The sequence below is a fragment of the Nostoc sp. UCD121 genome, assembly GCF_014222285.1.
GTDB lineage: Bacteria > Cyanobacteriota > Cyanobacteriia > Cyanobacteriales > Nostocaceae > Nostoc.
This window is the reverse complement of record NZ_JACKZS010000024.1, coordinates 38044-58261: the sequence shown is the minus strand read 5'-3', so window position 1 is coordinate 58261 and position 20218 is coordinate 38044. Positions and strand designations below refer to the sequence as shown.

Genomic DNA, 20218 nt, shown 5'->3' with positions numbered 1-20218 from the left:
CATCAATGGCTTTTTGCAGTTGGCGCAATTCATACCAAGCCAATGTCCGGCCATCTTCAGGTGTATCGGTGGTACCCAACATCATCTCTAGCAAAATATTCAGATATTCCCGTTGCAATGAACGACGGATGCTAGAAATTGGTTTTGGTTCTCCTGGGGTTAAAACTTCTGCCCAGATGCCTGTTTGCAGGGTATCGAACAGTTCCGGGATAGAAAGCGCTTCCCCAGGCAGAGTTTTTAATTCTATATCTTGTAAACGATTGAGGCGATCGCTGCCTAATAGCGATCGCAGCACCGTACTTTGAAACTTCAAAATATTTTCGCGAATTGGATAATCAAGGCGGTTGTTAGGTACTAAACTACCCCAATGTTCCCAGCGTGATGGTGCTAGTTTATTGAGCAATTGTGGTGAAAAACTGAAAGCATTATCAGAAAAAACATATTCTTGCAATTTTGTCAACACCTGACGTTGTTTTAAAAGTGAAACAGGTACAAATGTCCAAGAAGCATTATCACTAGTATAGAGACGCAGAAACGATTGTCCACCAATATATTTGGAAAGCAAGGTGGCGTTCCGAAAATAATATTTAAGTACTCTATTGAATGAGACGCGCAGATTACTATAGCTTTCTCCTTTTGATAGATAACCCTTATCAAGGCGCTGCCACATAACGCGGGCATTATCCATTTGCCACTGCGAATAAAGTAGCACATCACTACTCATATCCCAGACATTCGCCAAAGGATTAATGTCCCAGATATCCTCATCAGTTGCGTAAGACAATTCTGGTTGAGGCGACGCTAGTGCAATCTGCTCTAAAAAACTTTTTTCTGATTCTGGAATTATCCCCTCAAGCGCTGCTGATGGGCTTGTTTTATAACCATACTCAATAGCCCATTCGTCATAAGGCCCAACAACCCCTGGAAAGTAGTCACCTTGCTGTAATCCCTGTGGTGCTATATTCACCGGTAGATAGTCCATCACCGAACCCACTAAGCCTTTAGTGTGAGTGATTTCAGTATTATTTAATTCTTCAGGCGTTAACATCGTACTGCCATGAAAGTTGTGACGCAAACCGAGAGTATGCCCGACTTCGTGAGCAATGAGAGAACGCAAATATTGGTGCACATACTCCTTCATTGTTTCACTACTGGCTGTAGTATTTGGCAAAATTGACAAAGCCAGCGCTCCCATCGCGGCTTGATTTGAAGACTCCATACCATAGCAGAACTCAGAGTCCGGTAGAAGAGAATTATTAACTCCTGGCTTTTGGCTTCCCCAAAGGGCTTGACATGGATTTTTGCCCACTAAAGATGGATTTACTTCCATCAATGCGTGATATTCTTGCTGAATTGATAGCACCATATTGGCATCTACCATAATGTCTGCATCCAATATTTCCCCAGTGAATGGGTTGACGCGCATTGGTCCTCTAGCAAAAGCTGCATCTAAAGAGTTGAACCAGCGAATAGTATTGTAATGTACATCTGCGGGTTGCCAATCAGCATCATCTGGCATTTGCTGTACTTCAATAGCATTTTGAAATCCGGCTTTTTCAAATGCTTTGTTCCACATCAAAACGCCTTCACGAATCGCATCGCGGTACTCTAGTGGCACAGCATTTTCAATCCAATACACAATTGGCTTTTTAGGCGGAGATAAGGGAGCATTCGGATCGGATGGCTCTAAATGCCAACGATTGATGTAACGTACAAATGATTCATGAGGATTCTTATTAGATAAATCTTGAAAAGCAGTAATAAAATATCCCACTCTATCATCAGCAAGCCGGGGAATATAATCATTATTTTCTCTAAGTTGAGAAAAACTGTAGTGTACCTTAAGAGTGAGTGCCCTACTATCAGGTACGGTAACTAAATTTGCTCCTTCTAATGATGAAAAACCGTAAATAGAATCAATCTCTATATTTTTTGAGAAGCTATTAACGTCACCAAAATATGACTTGTGTGCATCCAAGTGGTAATCAGCCTGCAAAGAGTATTTCAAAATGGTAGTTAATCCAGGTAAATCCTGCATTAGCAGTTCATTCAGGTTGATCAGAATATTTTCATTCTGTGGATCGATATTGGCTATTTCGAGTGAATAAAGAACAGAGTCGCTAAATGAACGAGCAAGCGATCGCTGTTCTGGTCTACTTTCTGCATGAAATTTCACATTCCGCACCACAAAGTGCAATCTATTGTTTACTCGTTGGAAGTAAAAGATAAAATCAGAAAGAGGTAATCCACTATAAATTCCACTTTCCCCAACGCCCGACTCTAATGTCACTATAGCTAGGTAGTTTTTATTTAACTGTTCTGGTTTAATTTCTAAGTAAATTTTTCCCGAATTCTCAGTGCAATAAAGTGTGAAGAGTCCTTCTACTTTATTTATCCCTTTGGCGACCTCATTAAATTGGCAAAAATTTTCCTTTATACTCTTAGCAAGATCGTTGTCATTACTTGCTAAGTTTTCAACTACTGGGAGCGTATTTACTTGCTGTGCATCAATATTTGAAAGTTGATTTGCTCCTGCATAATCACTTGATAAAAACAAGTTATACAGTAATACTATACAGATTGCTAATTTCCTTATCCAGTATTTCATCCTTGGGCTTTCCACCTGAAGCAGTTCTTGTGTTGAGGAAAAAATGTGGATTAATTTGCCGTCTGCAAGCCCTTCAAATATCTAGGGATTACGGTATAAATCCACTAAGTCAGACAAAACTTTGTCTTTAGCCTAAAAGTCGTGTGACTATTGATTGTTATTAGTAGCTATTTAGAAAATATCCATTAAGGATATATATCTTAAGATAGATAATTTATATAACTAAGGATATATGTTTTTTTAATTTATATCTGTATTAAAAACCAAATGTAGCATTAAAAATGTATTTAGTGCTACATTTGCCAGCCGAAGGAATATCAAGCATGATTTACAAAAAGAAAGCACGACTCCTAAAAAAGCTGTTATTGAGCATAAAAATCCTTTTTTAAGATTAATTGTGGAAATTTATAGTAATCCCAACCGTTTTCTCACATCCTCAATTGGTTCTTCCCAATGCTCTTCAAAACGGTAGCCCAACAAAAAATCAGCTTTCTTGCCTAGTTCTCGCCCTTTTGCCAAGTTAGCGAAAATTCCTTTGATTTGTCGGGGAGCCAAGATGGGATAGAGCAATTTAGCTAACCATAAACCGATTTGGAGTGATTTACTGTAGTTCTGTGTAGCAGCAAAAGCAAGTACACCAATTTCTCCCGCGTAGGTGGTATCAAAATCAAGCAATACATGAAAAATATCGTGGGTGACTAAATATCGCAGAGCAAATAGATTACGTTTGGCAATGTCTTCTAGTTCTGGGCTGATGGTTAATGGTTTAAGTTGATTTGCTTGCATGTGATTGGCATATTTTCGCCCAAAGGAGCCTTGAGGGTATTGGTTTAATTGATTCAAATCAATTACGGGATAATATCCCGCTACTGGTTGCAGTTTAGAGGCGACTGTTGGAGAAACTTTAGCACCGAAGAATTCAGATTTAAGAATAGCAATATCACCCAAATTTTCTGAGTTTTTATAAGCCATAATCGCTTGTAGTTGTTGTAGCTTTTTGAACATAATGATTTTCTTTAGTAGATTGAAAAATGGGAGCATCCCAATGCAAGTAAATTTACCAAAATCGTTACAAGTCAATTGCGAATGAAGCGTAAAGTCAACGGCATAGCTTTGCTTAACGCGCTAGCTTTTCTAAGAGTTGTAAAATTAAGCAATTGCAACATCTGTACTTTGCGATTGCTTTTTTTCACTACGTTACGTTCGCAATGACCAATTAGCGTCTAACAAATCACCTCTTCCCAAAGATTTAAAATATATTTCTTTTTTATAACTAAAATATGCCTTTTGCTAGAAGGATAATTACCTTTCTATAGTTAATGTTTATTTGTAGTCAAAAAAAAGCTAATTGGAATGATAAATTTGATTTCTAGGACGATTGCTAACATCAGTTCCCTACTTAAAGGACTTCAGGTAAAATCTTTTTTGGCTGTTGTCGTAGTTGGTTTTCTAGTGCTGACGACGAATGTTAACTATGGGCAGGGACAGAATGATAAGGGCTTAAAGGAGAGAGTCCGCCAACAGGTAGAGCAAAATGATGCTGAAAGACCGAAAACAGTAGGGCAGTGGTTTAAGGATGCTCGTGAAACCGAAGATTCTCCTGGTGAAAGACTTCAGAAGATTGGGCAACAGTCAGGAGAAGCCTTTAAAGAGTTTGGAGGTGGATACGTAAAGGGCGCTAAAGAAACTGCTAGTGATGTAGGCGACAGTGCGGCAGAGGCAGCCAGAGATGTCTCAAACAAAGTTGGACGCTAAATGCGTTACAATCTCATATTGGCAGCAAGTACTAATAACTTTTCGCCAATAAAATAGTAATAATAGGGGCGCTGGTGTCTAACCACTGAATTCTGATACTTGGGTAACGCGCTTACCTTTGCTGATCATAGATTGTAGTTTTCCTCAGTTGCATAAAATATACTACTTTAGTAGGGGCGTACAGTTAGCTGTACGCCCCTACTGCAATATTCAGATTAATACAAGATAAGAAATAATTTAAGCAATATCCTCGGAAGCTGGCATAAATAAAGAAAACTATTAAGGCTTGTTATTTGTAAGCAGTAAAAGACATTTGATGCAGAAGCGTCAACAGCTTTGCATAGGGCAGTAAATATAACAATCAATACAATATAGTTATGTTTATTTATACCTCATCAGCTAGCTGCTATCAAGCGAATATGTATATTTTATTACTAAAATTTAGTAGTCTAGTAACATCTGAATAACTGTATGATAACTGGTTAAAAACATGGAACAATGAAGAGACAGTTAATAAAAAGCAGATAGATGATTAGCGATATGAAGCATTCTAAAAGTACGCGAAAGCGAGGAATTGTCTTAACGATCGCTGGGCTAAAGCGTTTACAAGCGGCGATTCTGACTATGGAAAAGGTTCAAAACAATGGCAATCACTTCACTCTAGAAGATTTAGGCGATCGCATGAATGTTTCAACCAAAACTCTGAACCGATTATGGTCGTTGAATACAGGCGTGGATCAAAAAACCTTAAAATTGTGCTTTACCGCCTTTAACCTAGAATTACACAGGGAAGACTACACAATTCTGAGTGAACCGAATAATACTGAAGTATCTCCAAGTCAATTGTCGAGTTTAGATACAGGAGAAAAGAAATTATCTCCGCCATTGTCCTTAGAATCATTTGTTACCAAGAACCATAACCACCTCGAAAATCTTTGGTCATACCCAGATGGCCCCGTAGCTCTAGATTCCCCCTTCTATGTTGAACGTCCTCCCATTGAAGAACTAGTTTATCGGGAGATAATTCAACCAGGCTGTGTGATCCGAATTCGAGCGCCAAGAGAGATGGGAAAAACTTCTCTTGTGTTGCGGCTATTGGCTTTTGCCCAGATGCAAGGTTATCGCTCTGTGAACCTGAATTGCAAGCAAATGGATGCAACCTGTCTGACAGACTTAAACAAGTTTTTGCGTTCTTTTTGCTGGCAAATTGCAACAGAATTAGGCATAGACCCCAAGATAGATGAAAACTGGGATGAGGAAATAGGCTGTAAGTTAAGTTGCAGTTTATACTTACAATCCTACTTACTGAAGCAGAGTAAAAGTCCAGTGGTTTTAGTGTTAAATGAGGTTGACCACTTTTTTGAATATCCTCAAATTGCTCAGGAGTTCTTTGGTTTGTTACGCTCTTGGTATGAAGAAGCGCGACAAGATGCTAACTTGCAGAAACTTAGGCTACTGGTGGTTTATTCCACTGAAGTTTACGTCTCTCTGGATATCAACCGTTCCCCATTTAATGTTGGACTACCGATCCGTCTGCCAGAATTTACTAAGCATCAAGTAGAGTATTTGGCCCAACGGCATGGTCTAGACTGGACTTCTCAGCACGAGGTTATGCAACTGATGTCTCTGGTGGGGGGACATCCAGCGCTAATTCGGATTGCTCTGTATTATATATGCTGTCAAGGAATCACCTTAGAGGAAGTAATACATGAGGCGATCGCTAACGGCGGTATCTACCGTTATCATTTATGGCGACACTGGGCAATTCTGCAAGAAAATTCTAGTTTGGTAAAAGCATATATTGAAGTTGTTAGCTCAAAGCAAAGCGCTTCTTTGAATCCCATTGATGCTCATAAACTCGAAAGCTTGGGATTAATCACTTATGAAGGCGATCGCATCCTACCGCGTTGCCAACTCTACCGCGCGTACTTTAAAAAACAACTAGGTGTTGCTGAATTTGAATATAAATCATTGCAAAAACGTGCTTGAAAAACTATCAGGTACATTTTATCTCACGCTTAGATGCTCACCTAAATTATGGGCTGAGTTTTCCTTTGCTCAAATTTATCTAGAGCATGAGCTTTTTGGATCTTGAATTAGCAACACCAAGAACTATCTACATTTTTAAATGATGGCGGCTGGAAAAGATTTTAAACTAATTAACTAGCTGACCAATAAAGTTGATAATCCTCAATAAAAAAATATCCATTATTGGAAGACATTTTGAAAAAGAAGTAATAATCTCCTGGCTCCCAAATACTAAATTCTTGTTCTTGTTCTTGAACAGTAGCTGTCGAGCCACCGTTGGGAATAATCATGCTAGCAGTTTGTGTTCTGTTCTGCGCTCTGATCAGAAAAACTTCCAGCAGGCAAAAACCCTGTAGTTCGGCAGAATAACGAATTTTGAAGCGGATTTTCCCTCCATCTCGTAGGGTATTTTGAATAGAAAATTTTTCAGTTTGAATGGGATTACCAGACAGCTCAATATCTTTATCTTGTATTAAGATATAGGTATGTTTTTGCTCTATAGAACTCACTAATTTTCTCCTTAAAAATAATTAACTCTATTGAAATAATTGCATTTTCGACAAATATTTTTTATTGCCACGTTGTATTCTGCCGTCATCGCTAATAAAATGCAATGACAGATAAGACAGTTAAGAAAATAGTTAAACAATTGATTGCAACAAACAAAAAGAATCGAAATTGGCAACAAATTTTAAACGTATAGGCTACATCTAGGGCAAGTAGCAAGGTGTGGTATAGTCTATTAATTTAAAAATTGCTGTAAGTGTTAACTAAATAGTTAAACTGGATTTCTCACTTGTGAGAAATCGAAGGGGTGTGGGAGATGTGGGAGGATGTGGAAGAAGTCTTACCCCCACACTCCCCACACTCCCCACACTCCTCTTCTCCCTGTGCCTACACTATGCGTGAGAAATCCATCCGGGGAAACTGACTCCGATCTCCTCTAAGAAACATTGATATCTTGCAGCTTTGCCACCATTTCTGCACGCGCCGAAACCTTCAACTTACGAAACATCCTCTTCAAAGCTTGTTTGACAGTATTTTGCGTAATCCAAAGTTTTTCCCCAATTTCTGAGTTTGTTAACCCCTGCGCTACTAACTCGGCAATTTCTAACTCACGCGCTGTTAGAGGACTTACTAAAAGGGAATTGGATATTTGTGGTTTTGTCGTCCGTAGAGTCGCCATTTTTGCTGATAAATGAATGCATAATGCACTCAGATCGGCTAAATCGTTGCCATTAAAAGCAGGATTTCCCTTATCACGAGCCAAGTTAAGTGTTCCTACAAGACGACCATCGCAAACAATAGGCCCAGTCATTACGTGTTCGTGATCGGAACGCGAGCAAAAATGCTTCCAGTCTCCTGGTGATAATAATAACTGCTCATGGGCGGGAGCATGACGCTCAACCACGTAGCGCCCGACTGGATTGCTTTCTAAGCATATTGCCGGAATACTCTGAACATCGATTTCAGCCGTTGGCTGCTCATCTAGGAGATAAATACCCCAATTTTGCACACCAAAATGCTTACCAATTTTATCCGTCAGAGCCAGCCTTAATTCTTGCTCATTTCGGACATTGGCGATCGCATGAAATATGGCATGGAGAGAATTAACCATAAGCATAAGTGTACCCAGTTGGGGACTATCCAAGCCTCAACAATTACTTCTATGCTAATACCAACGAAACTAAAACGCTAATTTACAGTAGCGACTAGGAGAAGCACATGACAGTTACACAACTCTCTGCTCAGGAACTTTTCCGGGCTGCTTATGAGAACCGCTATACTTGGGACAAGAATTTCCCCGGTTATACCGCAAATATTACCTATAAGCAAGATGATAAAGTATTTACAGGCAAGGTCATCATCACTGCCAATCTCAAAGCCGAAGTTTTGGGTGTAGATGACGAGCCAGCCCAGAAAGCAATTCATGGTCAAGCGTGGGAGATAGCAATTCACCGCGTCCGCCGCAGTTTTGAAGACACCCACAGCGCCAATACCTTTAGCTATGGTAAAACTGACGAAACTGGTGCGATTGAGCTTTTAATGGGTGGTAAGGCTGAGGGCGATAAATATAAAGTCCGCAATAATGAAGTGTGTCATGTTCACCGCCTCATCCACGGTACTTTCGTGACAATTGACACTTTCAGCAGCCACGACACCGGGGAAGGCTACTTGTCCCATCGCTATGACTCTGTTTACCATGACCCCAAAACTGGGGAACAAAAGGGCGGTAGAAGCGAATTTGTCGATGAGTATGAAAAAGTTGGTGATTATTTTATCCTAAATCGTCGGGAGATTCGTACCGAGATAGCAGGACAAATATCTATTCAGGAATTTATCTTCTCTGACATCAAATTGTTAGAACCTGTTGCTGCTTAATCTTTATTTGGTAGTTAAAAAATTAGCGATCGCTTCATTAAATTAAGAAGCGATCGCTTTTATTTTTTAACGTTTTCATTTCTCTAATATTACTGAGGAGCCTGTAGTATTTAGAGGTGTTTTTGGTAATATTCCTCTATCGTACCTACAGCTTTTAATAATGGCGAATCTAACGGCTCAATCCAATCAGCCACTTCACGGGCCAGCCCAAGGGTTGAGATTCCTCCTGATGCTTCAAGTTTACCAATCAGCGTCTTACTTTTAATAGATTCTAGGGCACCGATCAGATTGTTTAAACGCTCTGAGTGTTTAAATTCTGGTTGTTTATCTCTACGAATCTGTTCGGCAACCTCAAGAGCTTTATCGAGCAATTTGATGAATTCTTCTGTCTTATTTTCCATAATTTTTACGGACAACTAAAATCTTTTGCGATGATATTTTGTCCCTCAGACCACTTAATGTTTGGATCTCTTGTATCTTGAATAAAAGTCTGTTGACCACCGCCAGGATAGCATTGAGTGGGGGTTTGAGGGGCAACAATGCCTTGATAAACTGTCATTCCTGCCGGCAAAGTAACTGGTTGGATCATAGTGGCTTTATTGCCCCATGATTGATTCAGAGCTAAATTCCTAATTACTTCTACATTTGTTTCATATTTATCAGTTGTTAAATATCTACCATATCTATTCTCGCTGCTACTATAGTAACGATAAAAAGTTTTAGGCTCCTCTAGTTTGACTTCCTCACATTTAGAATTTAGGAAGGTAACGGCAATATCAGATGGCAGAGGACATGAAGAACTAACTTCTTGGGCAAGGACTTTTGGTGAATTGAATATAGTCCGTGGGAATGAACTAACTGAAAAACTGAGAATGCTTAAACCAATACCTATGGAAACAGGCTTAAATTTCATACAAACTCTTCCTCCCAAGCTTTTATTGAAATATATAGCAAATTAAGCTTCGTTTCAGTGTAGTGGGTTTGTTAGACCCCTAAAGATAACGATGCCTGCGGCAGTCTGCGCCAACGCTTTTGTGAGCAATGCAATGGTCTTAAATTCGGGTGTGGAATCGGAAAATGCCACGTCTTTTATATTCTCAGGCTTAAAGCAAGGATGCAAGGACAGTTAAGACAGTTAAGTAAACACTTGAAAATTTGAGACGATACCTATGGCAATCCCTTCAACCTTGATTTCTCACAAGTGAGAAATCAAAGAGTGTGGGAGGTGTGGAAGGACGGGGAAGAAGTCTTACCCCCCACACTCCCCACACTCCCCACACTCCTCTTCTCCCTCTGCCTACACTATGCGCGAGAAATCCGGGTTCAAGTGTACGCGCAGAATTTCTTGAATTACTTTTTGCACAGCTTCTTTACTCAAGCTGCCATCTACCCGCACAATTCTTGAAGGATTAGATGCTGCTAACTCTGTGTATCCTTGCTGAACGCGTCGATGGAAAGCGATCGCTTCTTGTTCAATGCGGTCTAATCCTAATCCATCTCCCCGTTTGCGGGAAAGTCCAACTTCGACATCGACATCTAACCAAATAGTTAAGTCACTTTCTAAACCACCAGTAGCAATATTATTAAGCTGATTGATTAAACTCATATTCAGACCGCGACCATATCCTTGGTAGGCAATGGTAGAGTCAGTGTAGCGATCGCATAAAATATATTTCCCTGCTGCGAGATTTGGTTTAAGTTCTTGTTCCACGTGTTGCGATCGGTCAGCAGCATACAATAAAAGTTCGGTCACTTCTGCAACTGGCTTATCCTCTGCCTTCTCTAGTAGTAAGCGGCGAAGATGTAAGCCTAACTCTGTTCCCCCTGGTTCACGAGTTACCACCACAGAAACACCCAAACTTTCCAACCACTGACAACAAAGCTGCATTTGGCTGGTTTTGCCGCAGCCCTCCGCCCCTTCAAATACAATTAATTTGCCACCCATGCTTTTTAAAGTTCGCTGCAATAAACTTATTCGCTGACGTTTGATCAAGAATAGCGTGAAGTGTTACAGGCGGGTGAGACAACTACCCAGCAATTCACCAGTCTCTAAATACACAAAAACAAGTTTTTGGCAATTTGGCAGATCAACTATTTTTGATACTGATATTTTTGGGATTGTGCAAGGAATGTAACAGAAGTTGCCATAACCAGGTGATCGAGATTTCTAAGTTACTTCTGTAATTCCTTGAAGATATCAATTGCAGCTAGTTGTTTCAACTGGTATGTCAACATGTCGCTGCATAATCAACTCGTATAGGAAATCAAGTATGCCAGGCGTAATTAAACGTCGTCAATTTATTCAAGCAACACTGGCAGCAACTGCAAGCATAGGCGTGTCTAAGATTGCTTCTGCAACTTATCGTGGTGAAGAATGTGTAGAAGCGCTGGTGATTGGTAGCGGTTTTGGTGGAGCAGTTGCAGCATTGCGCCTTGGTGAAGCTGGAATTAAAACCATAGTATTGGAACGGGGACGACGATGGCCGATAACCGACGCAGGTAATACTTTCTCTACATATCAAAATCCAGATGGTCGGTCTACTTGGTTAAGTCCGACTACAGTTATATTCAACCAAGTTCCAATTGATATTTATACTGGTGTCCTGGATGTTAAGGTAGGCGATGGCATTATTGCTTATCGTGGGGCGGGGGTAGGAGGCGGTTCGCTAGTCTACAATGCTGCCAGTTATCAGCCAACTAAAGAACTTTTTTATCAAGTTTTTCCACGCAGCATCAAATATGAAGAACTGGATAAAGTTTACTATCCAAGGGTGCGTTCCATTATCAAACCATCCCCCATACCGGATGATATTTTACAGACAGACTACTATTTGGCCAGCCGTATTTTATTAGAGCAAGCAGCCAAAGCTGGTTTAAAAACTAGGAAGCTTGATGTAGCTGTTGATTGGGATATCGTTCGTCAAGAAATTGCGGGTAAGAAGGTTCCTTCTGCGATCGCGGGTCAAGTTTACTATGGTATCAACAGTGGTGCGAAAAATAGCTTAGATCGAAATTATCTGAGCAGGGCAGAAGCTACTAAAAAGGTGGAAATTCGACCCTTACACGTAGTCAACACGATTGAAGAATACGATGCTGGACGTTACCGTGTTACCTGCAATCAAATCGATGAGCGGGGAGTTGTACTGTCTAAAAAATCTTTTATTTGTCGCTATCTGTTTTTAGCAGCCGGTTCCATTGGCACGACTGAATTGCTTTTACGTGCCAAAAATAATGGCACATTGCGCCGCCTGAACAATCAAGTCGGAAAATTGTGGGGAACTAACGGTGATGCGGTGAGTGCGATCGTCACATCTGGTCAAACGAATGCCACACTAGGCGGGCCAGCATCGGTAGTAATTGAAGACTTCGACAATCCCATTGCTCCAGTAGTCACCGAGCAATTTCCTTTTCCGATAGTTCCACAAGGTGTGTTAGCTCCTGCGAGCCTAGCAATTACTAAGCCAGAGGGCTATCTGACTTACAATAATTCTACGCAATCAGCTAATCTATTCTGGCCGAAAGACTCAGCCAATAATCAAAAAATTACCCAGGCTAATCAGTATACTTACCAACGGCTAAATCAAGCGAATGGTACAACTTTTGGCGCACCCCTTGACTTTAGGGCTACGGCGCATCCTCTTGGTGGTGCAACGATGGGTGCTGTATGCAACACTTATGGCAAAGTCCACGGCTACTCTAACTTATTTGTTGTAGATGGTTCTCTGATTCCTGGTTCGACTGCCTGCACTAACCCATCGCTAACCATCGCGGCTTTAGCGGAGCGGTGCATGGATCGTTTTCTCAATAAAAAGCTTCCTGAAAGCATGGAGTGGGATTGACATACTCCCCGCCCTAAAAGAGCAGGGATTGTGAGGTCAAACAGCAATTGCAATCGTCTCTCCCAAAATTGAATAATTTAATTTTTGAAACTCCCAAAGAGAGCGGCATCTAGAAGGGGAAATTATGGTGTAAAGAAATGCTGGTGTTGTGAATATGTTATGATTTCGAGCAAAAAGTCTCTGTTCAGAACATTTAGAAGATGGGAACTCTAGCTAATAAGTTTAATTACAGTATCCCACCCAGCACTGCCAATGATGTCCCATCCTGCTCATCCCACTTTGGGCCAATCTTCTTACCCGCGCTTGACTAGAAGCTTAAGTGCTGTTGAAAGTTGGGGTTTCGGTTTAACCGCTCATATTTCCTGGACAGCATTGGTTCCAGCAATTCATGCTGCTCTCGGCCCCCAAGCTATTTTTGTCTGGATACCTGCGGTGATTTTTGGAATGCTGCTCAATTACCAAGTGAAACGCTTGGGTATGCATTTTATAAATGTGGCTGGAGGAACGCCTAACTATGCTACTAAGTTGCTGCAAAACTACCCAGGAATAGCTTGCTATGCAGCAATTGGATACCTCCTCAACTGGGTTTCCTACCTGTCAGTTAATACCATCGTTCTCAAAGATTTAATTAAGGTGAATTTGGAGGCGCTAGGTATTGCCTGTCCAGAAATACTTTTAGATATTGGCTTTACACTGTTGCCGTTTATAGTCGCGTTTAGTGGGACTCGCGCCCTAAGTATTTTACATCTATTTTTTGTAATTCCCGCCTTTGGATTGCTAATCACTTTCTGCGTACAGGGTTTGGGCTGGTTAGCGTTCTCTGATGTAAGTCCTGGGTTTTTTCCTAGCAATTGGTCATCTCTGGGTTTTGTCGATTGGGCGAAGTGGTTCTTTTTCGTCACTTATGCCACCTACAGTTGTGAAACGGCTTCTTCTTTTGTCGCCGATAGCCGCCAACCCAGCCAGACGCTACGTTTTCTAGATGTTGCGGCTTGGATGATGCCACCGATCTTTTTGGGGGGATCTTGGGTAATGATGCGGTTAGCAACCGATCCCAGCCTCAAAGACAATGCTTTTATGAATCTTGTGGCAGCTTCCCAGCCGTTCTGGGGAAAATCAGCCGCTATAAGTGTTTCCTTTTTGCTAGTAGCTGCTTGTCTTTTAGGTTCGGCAACGGTTGTTTCTAATTGCCCTCGGATTTTGTATCAGTTGGCTTTAGATAAACACATTTCACCTGTATTTTCTGTTGTGTCACGTCGGGGTGTATTTGTACCAGCGCTGACATTAACATTGGTGTTGTGCCTGATTTATTTGATTTGGGGAGATGTGGCGCGAATCGTAGCCGTTGGTAATGTTGGCTGGTTTGTCTCCTTTATGTTATTGCATTTGGGGCTTTGGCTGCGGCGCGATCGCTCGGAAGTTTTGTTCCCTCGCATATCTCTGGCCATTCTGCTGTTGGAAGTTGTGGTGCTAGTAGTGGGCGGACTTGCCTGGGGTTGGCTCAACTTGCTAATTGGGCTATTATTTCCCATTGGGGTTATGGGAATAGATGCAGTGATTCGCCGGGTGAAATTCCCTCCATTTCATCCCACTTGGTGGATGCGGCGATATCGCACACGCTCTCAGGTAATTATCAAGGACTCGGTAGTTCTCCAGGTGAGCATCCTGATTTTTTTACTATCCAGTGCAGTGGCAGTTGGCTGGTTATTTGGTGTCAAACTGAATAAAACGGCAAGTGAGGCGGGGGAGAATATATTTGTGGCGCTGCTGATGATGGTGGCATTTGTGGGAGTAGCGATCGCTTGTTGGACAAGTTTACCGCAAGTGGTTGCGATCGCAGAAGCCCGTGAAGCTGCCGAACACCTATTTACTGTTGCCCAAGATGGTATTTTAGTTGTGGACGATCGAGGTATTATCCAGCAAGCAAATCCAGCCACTGAATCTTTCTTTGGTGTCAACCCATCCGAGTTACGGGGAAATCACCTCAACAAATGGCTAACTGCATTAGTCTCCTATCCAGAGGAGTGGACAAAGCGCAGCGAACAAACCCTACTCCGCAATGGCAAAAACAAAATCCTAGAAGTTTCCATCTCAGACAGACCACATCAGGATTTTCAGGAGTATGTCGTCATTCTCCATGACATTACCCAGCGCAAACAAGCAGAGCAGATATTGCGATACTCAGAAGCACAATTACGCCAAGAGGCAAAGCATTTAGCATCTCAACTCATACATAGTGAAAAAATGTCCAGTTTAGGGCAGTTGGTAGCAGGTGTAGCGCACGAAATTAACAACCCAGTCAACTTTATCTATGGCAATATCACCCATGCTAATCAATATATTGAAGATTTACTGAAGATACTGCAATTATATCAGCAAAACTATCCTAATCCAGTAACAGAAATTACAAAAGAAACAGAAGCTATCGACCTAGATTTCGTAATAGCAGACTTGCCTAACTTGTTAACTTCTATGACTGTTGGTGCCGAAAGAATCACAGAAATTGTCCTATCTTTGCGAAACTTTTCTCGGTTAGACGAAACAGAGATGAAAGCTGTAAATATCCATGAGGGTATAGATAATACATTGCTCATTCTAGAACATCGGCTCAAGGCTAAATCTAATTCTCTAACAATTGACATTATCAAAGAGTACGGCAATCTACCATTAGTAGAATGTTATGCTGGACAACTGAATCAGGTATTTATGAATCTTCTAGCAAATGCGATCGATGCTTTAGAAGAAGCTGTAGAAAATGGTGAGTGGGAAGTAAAGAAAGCAGCACTATCTACTCCCCAAATTAAAATTCATACTCAACTTAATAGCGAAAAGCAGGTAGTTATTAGCATTGCAGATAATGGTACAGGCATTCCCGAAAATATTCAAAAACATTTATTTGAACCATTCTTTACTACTAAACCAGTTGGTAAAGGCACAGGATTAGGCTTATCTATTAGTTATCAGATTGTCACCCAAAAACATCTGGGACAATTACAATGTATTTCTACCCAGGGAGAGGGTACAGAATTTGTAGTTGTTATTCCGCTAAAGAAGCAAGCTATCTAATTATCAACATGAATAGAAATTAGTTCGACACCTATCGAATCGTAAAAGTTAGGAATTATACTATCATTTTGGAAAAAGGATGATAGATAATTATGCCGTGTCCAAACTGCCAACAGGTTATAGAACAGCTAAATATTAATATTGACCTCTTCTTTCAAAAATTAGAGACAACTTCAAATAAAAGGCAAATTAGTGAACTTGACAAAGAAATCATTTGTCAATCTCTATTGGGGCATTCTCGACAACATATAGCTCAAATATTCAATTTATCTGACCAGCAAATTAGAGACAGACTGAGTAATAATATTTATCCAAGAATAGCAGAATTGATGCAAATCGACCAAGAGCAGATAGCTGGAAAGTGGGTTAAGCTTATTAATTTATTACTTCATCCTAATAACGGATATAAATTGCAGATTGCTCCTCAATTAAACAATGATAACTTTCAAGGTAGTTTTGGTAGACAAATTTTTCTTTATCCCCCAAATCAAGATATTGTTGAGTTACAAATTCAAGCTAATAAATTTTACCAACAAGGACTTTACTATCAAGCATTAAAGTGCTTCATTTGGGCTTGGAAAAAAGAAAAAGAAATATATGGCATAGGTAATCCAGAATTTTTAATTTATATCAATAACTGTTTAATTGAATACAAAAAATCTCTTTTCAAAGAGAAAAATATTAATATTTATACTTTAGCTGTAGTTGTGCCATTTTACCATAATCAAGGTCATGTGGCATCTGAGATTTTACGCGGAATCGCTCAAATTCAACTTCAAATAAATCTTCAAAGCTTTGAGAGAATTTCACTAGAGAAAGAGATAAATTTAGATGAAATAAAACCTGACAAACTTTTTACTCTAAATAATACTGATAGTCGGATAGCCTTAAGAATTTTAATTGTCAACGATCCTAATAATCTCTATGCACCATATAGCCAAACAGCAGAGAATTTAGCCAATTTAGCGCCACAATTAAATCTGATTTCTATTATTGGTCACTATTCAAGTGAAATGACTAAAAAAGCACTACAGTTATATTCTCAAAATGGACTAATTTTAGTCAACTCTAGTAGTACTTCTAATGAACTCTCTCATCTATCTGGCGGTGAAAGCCTATCCTTTTTTAGACTGACAACTCAAGATAGCATAAATGCCACACAATTAGCTCATTACTTAACAGAAAAATTGTCAGGTAAAAATAATCAAAAAGTAGCTATTATCTATAATAAAAATAGTAGTTATAGCACTTCATACAGAAATACTCTCAAGAAATATCTAGAGCAATATAGCGAACAGCTTATTTTTCTCAAAGAATGTAGTTATATCAGCGAAAACTATTATCAGATTCAAGCTTATCTAGAAGATATTAAACAGAATGGCGTTGATATTATAATTATCATTCCTGATGGAGGGATTGAACCTAATTCCCTCGACAACGCTGGATTAATTAGTAGATTAAAAATCAATAACTGCCTAATAGCTGGTTCAGCTACTTTTTATCATGAAAATGTTCTACATTGGATTCATGAGCAAAGCCAGTATAATTTGGTGAATCAAAATGAGTGTCAAATTATAGCTTGTGTTCCTTGGCATTGGCAAAGTAAAACAAATGGTTGCAATAGTGAAAATCAGCTAGGACAAAGGTTTTGTCAACTAGGCGATCAATTATGGGGAGAAGGAAAATTAACATGGCGTAGTGCAACAGCTTTCGATTCAGTATTAATAATATTCAGAATTTTAGAACAATTTCATATTTCCGATAGTCAATCTTTGCTGATACACATGAATAAATATTTCAAAGAAGGGAAAAAAGAAATAAAAGGAGTTACAGGAATTATCAAATTTGAAAAAAATGGCGATCGCATCAATCCTCCAGCAGAAATAGTAGCTGTAAAATGGAACGCAAAACAGCATAAATGGCAGTGGACAATTTAAATTTTCTGTTTTCCAGTTAATTGACTATATCTAAAGATTCCACATCTGTAGAAAATTTTTCTACACCTGAAGTAGAAAGACTTTATAAGCTATTGTTATGCTACCTGTATAGCGCTGAGAAAACAGAATCATGTTGAAAGTTTTTGCTGATAGAGGTGGTACGTTCACAGATATTGTTGCCGTCACAAATAATCAGGCAATTATAGATAGGCTCTCAAAATATCCTGAACGTTTTTTAATGGTTTCTCTACCTAAAAAGCAATGGATTATAGTCTACAAACTGCTTTCAGAAAACCCCGAACAATATCAAGATGCAGCTATCCAAGGTATACGGGATATCATAGATATTTCTAAAAACAAACCCATTCCTACTGAAGCGATAGAAGTGGTAAAAATGGGGACAACAGTCGCAACAAATGCACTGCTAGAAAGGAAAGGAGACAGAGTTGTTCTGATCATTACCAAAGGGTTTAAAGATGCGCTAAGAATTGGCTACCAAAACCGTCCTAACATCTTTGCTCGTCATATTATTTTACCAACTATGCTTTATGAGCAGGTAATTGAGATTGACGAACGTTATGATGCTAATGGAAATGAATTAATCCCTGTAAATATTCAACAAGCTAGAAATGACTTAGAAGAAATTTATAACACAGGAATTCGGAGTTGTGCTATTGTTTTTATGCACAGCGATCGCTATCCTAAGCACGAACAACAAATCGCCCAAATCGCCCAAGAAATTGGCTTTACACAAATCTCTGTATCTCATCAAGTTAGTCCGTTAATGAAATTAGTTAGCCGAGGAGATACAACAGTAGTCGATGCTTATTTAACTCCGATTCTCCGTCGCTATGTCAACCAAATAGCGAGTCAGTTACCTGGAGTAAAATTAATGTTTATGAAATCTGACGGCGGTTTAGTTGCAGCCCAACAATTTCAAGGCAAAGATAGCATTTTAAGTGGCCCGGCTGGCGGTATTGTCGGCGCAGTCCAAACTAGTAAAAGAGCAGGTTTTGACTCAGTTATCACCTTTGATATGGGAGGCACAAGTACAGATGTCGCCCACTTTAAAGGAGAGTATGAACGACAGCTAGATTCCGAAATTGCTGGGGCACGGATGCGAGTTCCCGTATTAGCAATTAATACCATTGCGGCTGGAGGCGGTTCAATTCTCTATTTTGATGGTTCTAGTTATCGTGTCGGCCCTCAATCTGCTGGTTCAAATCCTGGCCCTGCTTGTTACCGACGCGGCGGGCCATTAGCGGTTACTGATGCCAATGTGATGTTAGGCAAAATTCACTCACAATATTTTCCATCGGTTTTTGGAATTGATGGGAATTTACCTTTAGATAAAGATACTGTCATTCAGCAATTTACCCAATTAGCCCAAGATATTCAAGCCGCGACATTCAATCATTGTACTCCCGAACAGGTAGCGGCTGGATTTATTGCGATCGCAGTGGAAAATATGGCGAATGCAATTAAAAAAATAAGTCTGCAACGGGGTTATGATGTCAGTCAATATGTGCTTTGTTGTTTTGGCGGCGCAGGCGGACAAGTTGCTTGTTTAATTGCCGATACCTTGGGAATGAAAAAAATATTTCTACATCCTTATGCTGGTGTTCTCTCCGCTTATGGAATGGGATTAGCAGATGTCAGGGCAATTAGAGAAGGGGGAGTAGAACAGCCTTTAGCTCAACCATTAATCCCTAACTTACACCAGTTAATGCAATATCTAGAAACTCAAGCTAGAAGTGAAATAAATGAAGCTAATTCTCAAATAGAAATAGTCAAAAAAGTAAACTTAAAATATGAAGGAACTAACTCTACTTTAACCGTTACCTTTGCCGATGATGTGGTATTGATGCGGCAAAAATTTGAGAATGAACATAAATCACGTTATGGTTTTATTCAATTAGAGAAAACTTTAATTGTTGAATCAGCCTCTGTAGAAGTAATTCAGAAAATGGAGACTCCTGAAGAACCCTTAATTACTCGTACACGTTATCTAGCTGAAGTCCCCGAAGCCGTTGAGGTAGTAAGGATGTTTACTGCTGATAGATGGCATGATACACCTGTTTACCGACGGGAAGATTTACAACCAGAAGATAGTATTAATGGGCCTGCGATCGTTGTCGAAAAAATTAGCACAATTGTAGTGGAACCTCATTGGCAAGCAAGATTAACTGAATGTAATTATTTAATTTTACAGCGCCTATAAACTGCTTATACAGCAAGTATTTGTGGTGTCCAGGTTAAGAAACAGCGATTACCTTTTTGCTCCGTAACCTTTGCACCTAGCCTATCATAGAAACTAAGCCCGCGACTGTTGCGAACATCAGCATTCCAAGCGAGATGGGTACAGTCATTGTTCTTTGCTACTTGAGCTAAATAACTCATTAACGCGGTTCCTGCTCCCTGACTTCTCATATCTTCGTCCACATACAAATCATCAAGCCAGATACTCGGTTGCCCTACAAAAGATGAGTATCTAAATCCATATAAAGCAAACCCAACCACACACTTTGAGGTTTCTGCAAATAAAACATAAGAGAAAGGTACTGTTCCAAAAATCGTTTTACGTATTTTTTCCTCAGTAACTT

At 39.9% G+C, this 20218-nt stretch carries 15 protein-coding genes; 7 read left to right on the top strand and 8 right to left on the bottom strand.

Features of this window, described 5'->3' with window-relative positions:
- Together GNF10_RS08055 and GNF10_RS08050 are read right to left on the bottom strand one after the other, a co-directional pair.
- On the bottom strand, positions 1–2608 hold a 2608-nt coding region (locus tag GNF10_RS08055; RefSeq protein WP_185607136.1), incomplete at its 3' end, for a zinc-dependent metalloprotease.
- Between the two features lie 405 nt (positions 2609–3013).
- Positions 3014–3613 (bottom strand): Coq4 family protein, encoded by a 600-nt coding sequence (locus GNF10_RS08050; RefSeq protein ID WP_185586963.1) that lies wholly within the window; start codon positions 3611–3613, stop codon positions 3014–3016.
- Between the two features lie 348 nt (positions 3614–3961).
- On the opposite strand from GNF10_RS08050, the gene GNF10_RS08045 reads away from it, so the two are divergent.
- Both GNF10_RS08045 and GNF10_RS08040 read left to right on the top strand, forming a co-directional pair.
- Positions 3962–4363, top strand: a complete 402-nt coding sequence (locus tag GNF10_RS08045) for a hypothetical protein (protein ID WP_185586961.1) — start codon at positions 3962–3964, stop codon at positions 4361–4363.
- 540 nt (positions 4364–4903) lie between these two features.
- Positions 4904–6352 carry an AAA-like domain-containing protein gene (locus GNF10_RS08040; RefSeq protein ID WP_185586959.1) on the top strand — a complete coding sequence of 483 codons (1449 nt, stop codon included), beginning with the start codon at positions 4904–4906 and terminating at the stop codon, positions 6350–6352.
- 170 nt (positions 6353–6522) lie between these two features.
- On the opposite strand, the gene GNF10_RS08035 is transcribed toward GNF10_RS08040, so the two are convergent.
- Both GNF10_RS08035 and GNF10_RS08030 read right to left on the bottom strand, forming a co-directional pair.
- Positions 6523–6900, bottom strand: a complete 378-nt coding sequence (locus tag GNF10_RS08035; RefSeq protein WP_185586956.1) for a hypothetical protein — start codon at positions 6898–6900, stop codon at positions 6523–6525.
- A gap of 434 nt (positions 6901–7334) precedes the next feature.
- Positions 7335–8009 carry a LuxR C-terminal-related transcriptional regulator gene (locus tag GNF10_RS08030; RefSeq protein ID WP_185586966.1) on the bottom strand — a complete coding sequence of 225 codons (675 nt, stop codon included), beginning with the start codon at positions 8007–8009 and terminating at the stop codon, positions 7335–7337.
- A gap of 107 nt (positions 8010–8116) precedes the next feature.
- Between GNF10_RS08030 and GNF10_RS08025 the strand changes: the two genes are divergently transcribed.
- Positions 8117–8773: a DUF3386 domain-containing protein gene (locus GNF10_RS08025; protein ID WP_185586954.1), complete on the top strand. Its 657-nt coding sequence runs from the start codon at positions 8117–8119 to the stop codon at positions 8771–8773.
- Positions 8774–8883: 110 nt separating this feature from the next.
- On the opposite strand, the gene GNF10_RS08020 is transcribed toward GNF10_RS08025, so the two are convergent.
- The 3 genes from GNF10_RS08020 to tmk all read right to left on the bottom strand — a co-directional run bounded on the left by GNF10_RS08020 (position 8884) and on the right by tmk (position 10718).
- Positions 8884–9174 (bottom strand): hypothetical protein, encoded by a 291-nt coding sequence (locus tag GNF10_RS08020; protein ID WP_185586953.1) that lies wholly within the window; start codon positions 9172–9174, stop codon positions 8884–8886.
- 5 nt (positions 9175–9179) lie between these two features.
- The gene (locus tag GNF10_RS08015; RefSeq protein ID WP_185586951.1) at positions 9180–9686 is read right to left on the bottom strand and encodes a hypothetical protein; all 507 of its coding nucleotides are present in this window, start codon (positions 9684–9686) and stop codon (positions 9180–9182) included.
- Between the two features lie 384 nt (positions 9687–10070).
- Complete coding sequence (gene tmk, locus GNF10_RS08010) at positions 10071–10718, bottom strand: dTMP kinase (RefSeq protein ID WP_185585547.1); 648 nt, start codon at positions 10716–10718, stop codon at positions 10071–10073.
- Positions 10719–11043: 325 nt separating this feature from the next.
- On the opposite strand from tmk, the gene GNF10_RS08005 reads away from it, so the two are divergent.
- The 4 genes from GNF10_RS08005 to GNF10_RS07990 all read left to right on the top strand — a co-directional run bounded on the left by GNF10_RS08005 (position 11044) and on the right by GNF10_RS07990 (position 19836).
- Complete coding sequence (locus GNF10_RS08005; protein ID WP_185585546.1) at positions 11044–12612, top strand: GMC oxidoreductase; 1569 nt, start codon at positions 11044–11046, stop codon at positions 12610–12612.
- A gap of 252 nt (positions 12613–12864) precedes the next feature.
- Positions 12865–15678 (top strand): ATP-binding protein, encoded by a 2814-nt coding sequence (locus tag GNF10_RS08000; protein ID WP_185585545.1) that lies wholly within the window; start codon positions 12865–12867, stop codon positions 15676–15678.
- A gap of 92 nt (positions 15679–15770) precedes the next feature.
- Positions 15771–17615, top strand: coding sequence for an ABC transporter substrate-binding protein (locus tag GNF10_RS07995; RefSeq protein ID WP_185591912.1), 1845 nt, complete (start codon positions 15771–15773; stop codon positions 17613–17615).
- A gap of 130 nt (positions 17616–17745) precedes the next feature.
- Positions 17746–19836, top strand: coding sequence for a hydantoinase/oxoprolinase family protein (locus GNF10_RS07990; RefSeq protein WP_185584118.1), 2091 nt, complete (start codon positions 17746–17748; stop codon positions 19834–19836).
- A 5-nt stretch (positions 19837–19841) separates the two neighbouring features.
- Here GNF10_RS07990 and GNF10_RS07985 read toward each other — a convergent pair whose 3' ends face one another.
- On the bottom strand, positions 19842–20189 hold the full coding sequence (locus GNF10_RS07985; RefSeq protein ID WP_369009407.1) for an N-acetyltransferase family protein: 348 nt from the start codon (positions 20187–20189) through the stop codon (positions 19842–19844).
- Positions 20190–20218 lie beyond the last annotated feature (29 nt).

Bases quoted from the DNA above. Each gene is read 5' to 3' on its own strand.
- GNF10_RS08050 (WP_185586963.1), bottom strand. From the start codon at position 3,613: ATGTTCAAAAAGCTACAACAACTACAAGCGATTATGGCTTATAAAAAC.
- GNF10_RS08045 (WP_185586961.1), top strand. From the start codon at position 3,962: ATGATAAATTTGATTTCTAGGACGATTGCTAACATCAGTTCCCTACTT.
- GNF10_RS08040 (WP_185586959.1), top strand. From the start codon at position 4,904: ATGAAGCATTCTAAAAGTACGCGAAAGCGAGGAATTGTCTTAACGATC.
- GNF10_RS08030 (WP_185586966.1), bottom strand. From the start codon at position 8,009: ATGGTTAATTCTCTCCATGCCATATTTCATGCGATCGCCAATGTCCGA.
- GNF10_RS08025 (WP_185586954.1), top strand. From the start codon at position 8,117: ATGACAGTTACACAACTCTCTGCTCAGGAACTTTTCCGGGCTGCTTAT.
- GNF10_RS08020 (WP_185586953.1), bottom strand. From the start codon at position 9,174: ATGGAAAATAAGACAGAAGAATTCATCAAATTGCTCGATAAAGCTCTT.
- GNF10_RS08015 (WP_185586951.1), bottom strand. From the start codon at position 9,686: ATGAAATTTAAGCCTGTTTCCATAGGTATTGGTTTAAGCATTCTCAGT.
- tmk (WP_185585547.1), bottom strand. From the start codon at position 10,718: ATGGGTGGCAAATTAATTGTATTTGAAGGGGCGGAGGGCTGCGGCAAA.
- GNF10_RS08005 (WP_185585546.1), top strand. From the start codon at position 11,044: ATGCCAGGCGTAATTAAACGTCGTCAATTTATTCAAGCAACACTGGCA.
- GNF10_RS08000 (WP_185585545.1), top strand. From the start codon at position 12,865: ATGATGTCCCATCCTGCTCATCCCACTTTGGGCCAATCTTCTTACCCG.
- GNF10_RS07995 (WP_185591912.1), top strand. From the start codon at position 15,771: ATGCCGTGTCCAAACTGCCAACAGGTTATAGAACAGCTAAATATTAAT.
- GNF10_RS07990 (WP_185584118.1), top strand. From the start codon at position 17,746: ATGTTGAAAGTTTTTGCTGATAGAGGTGGTACGTTCACAGATATTGTT.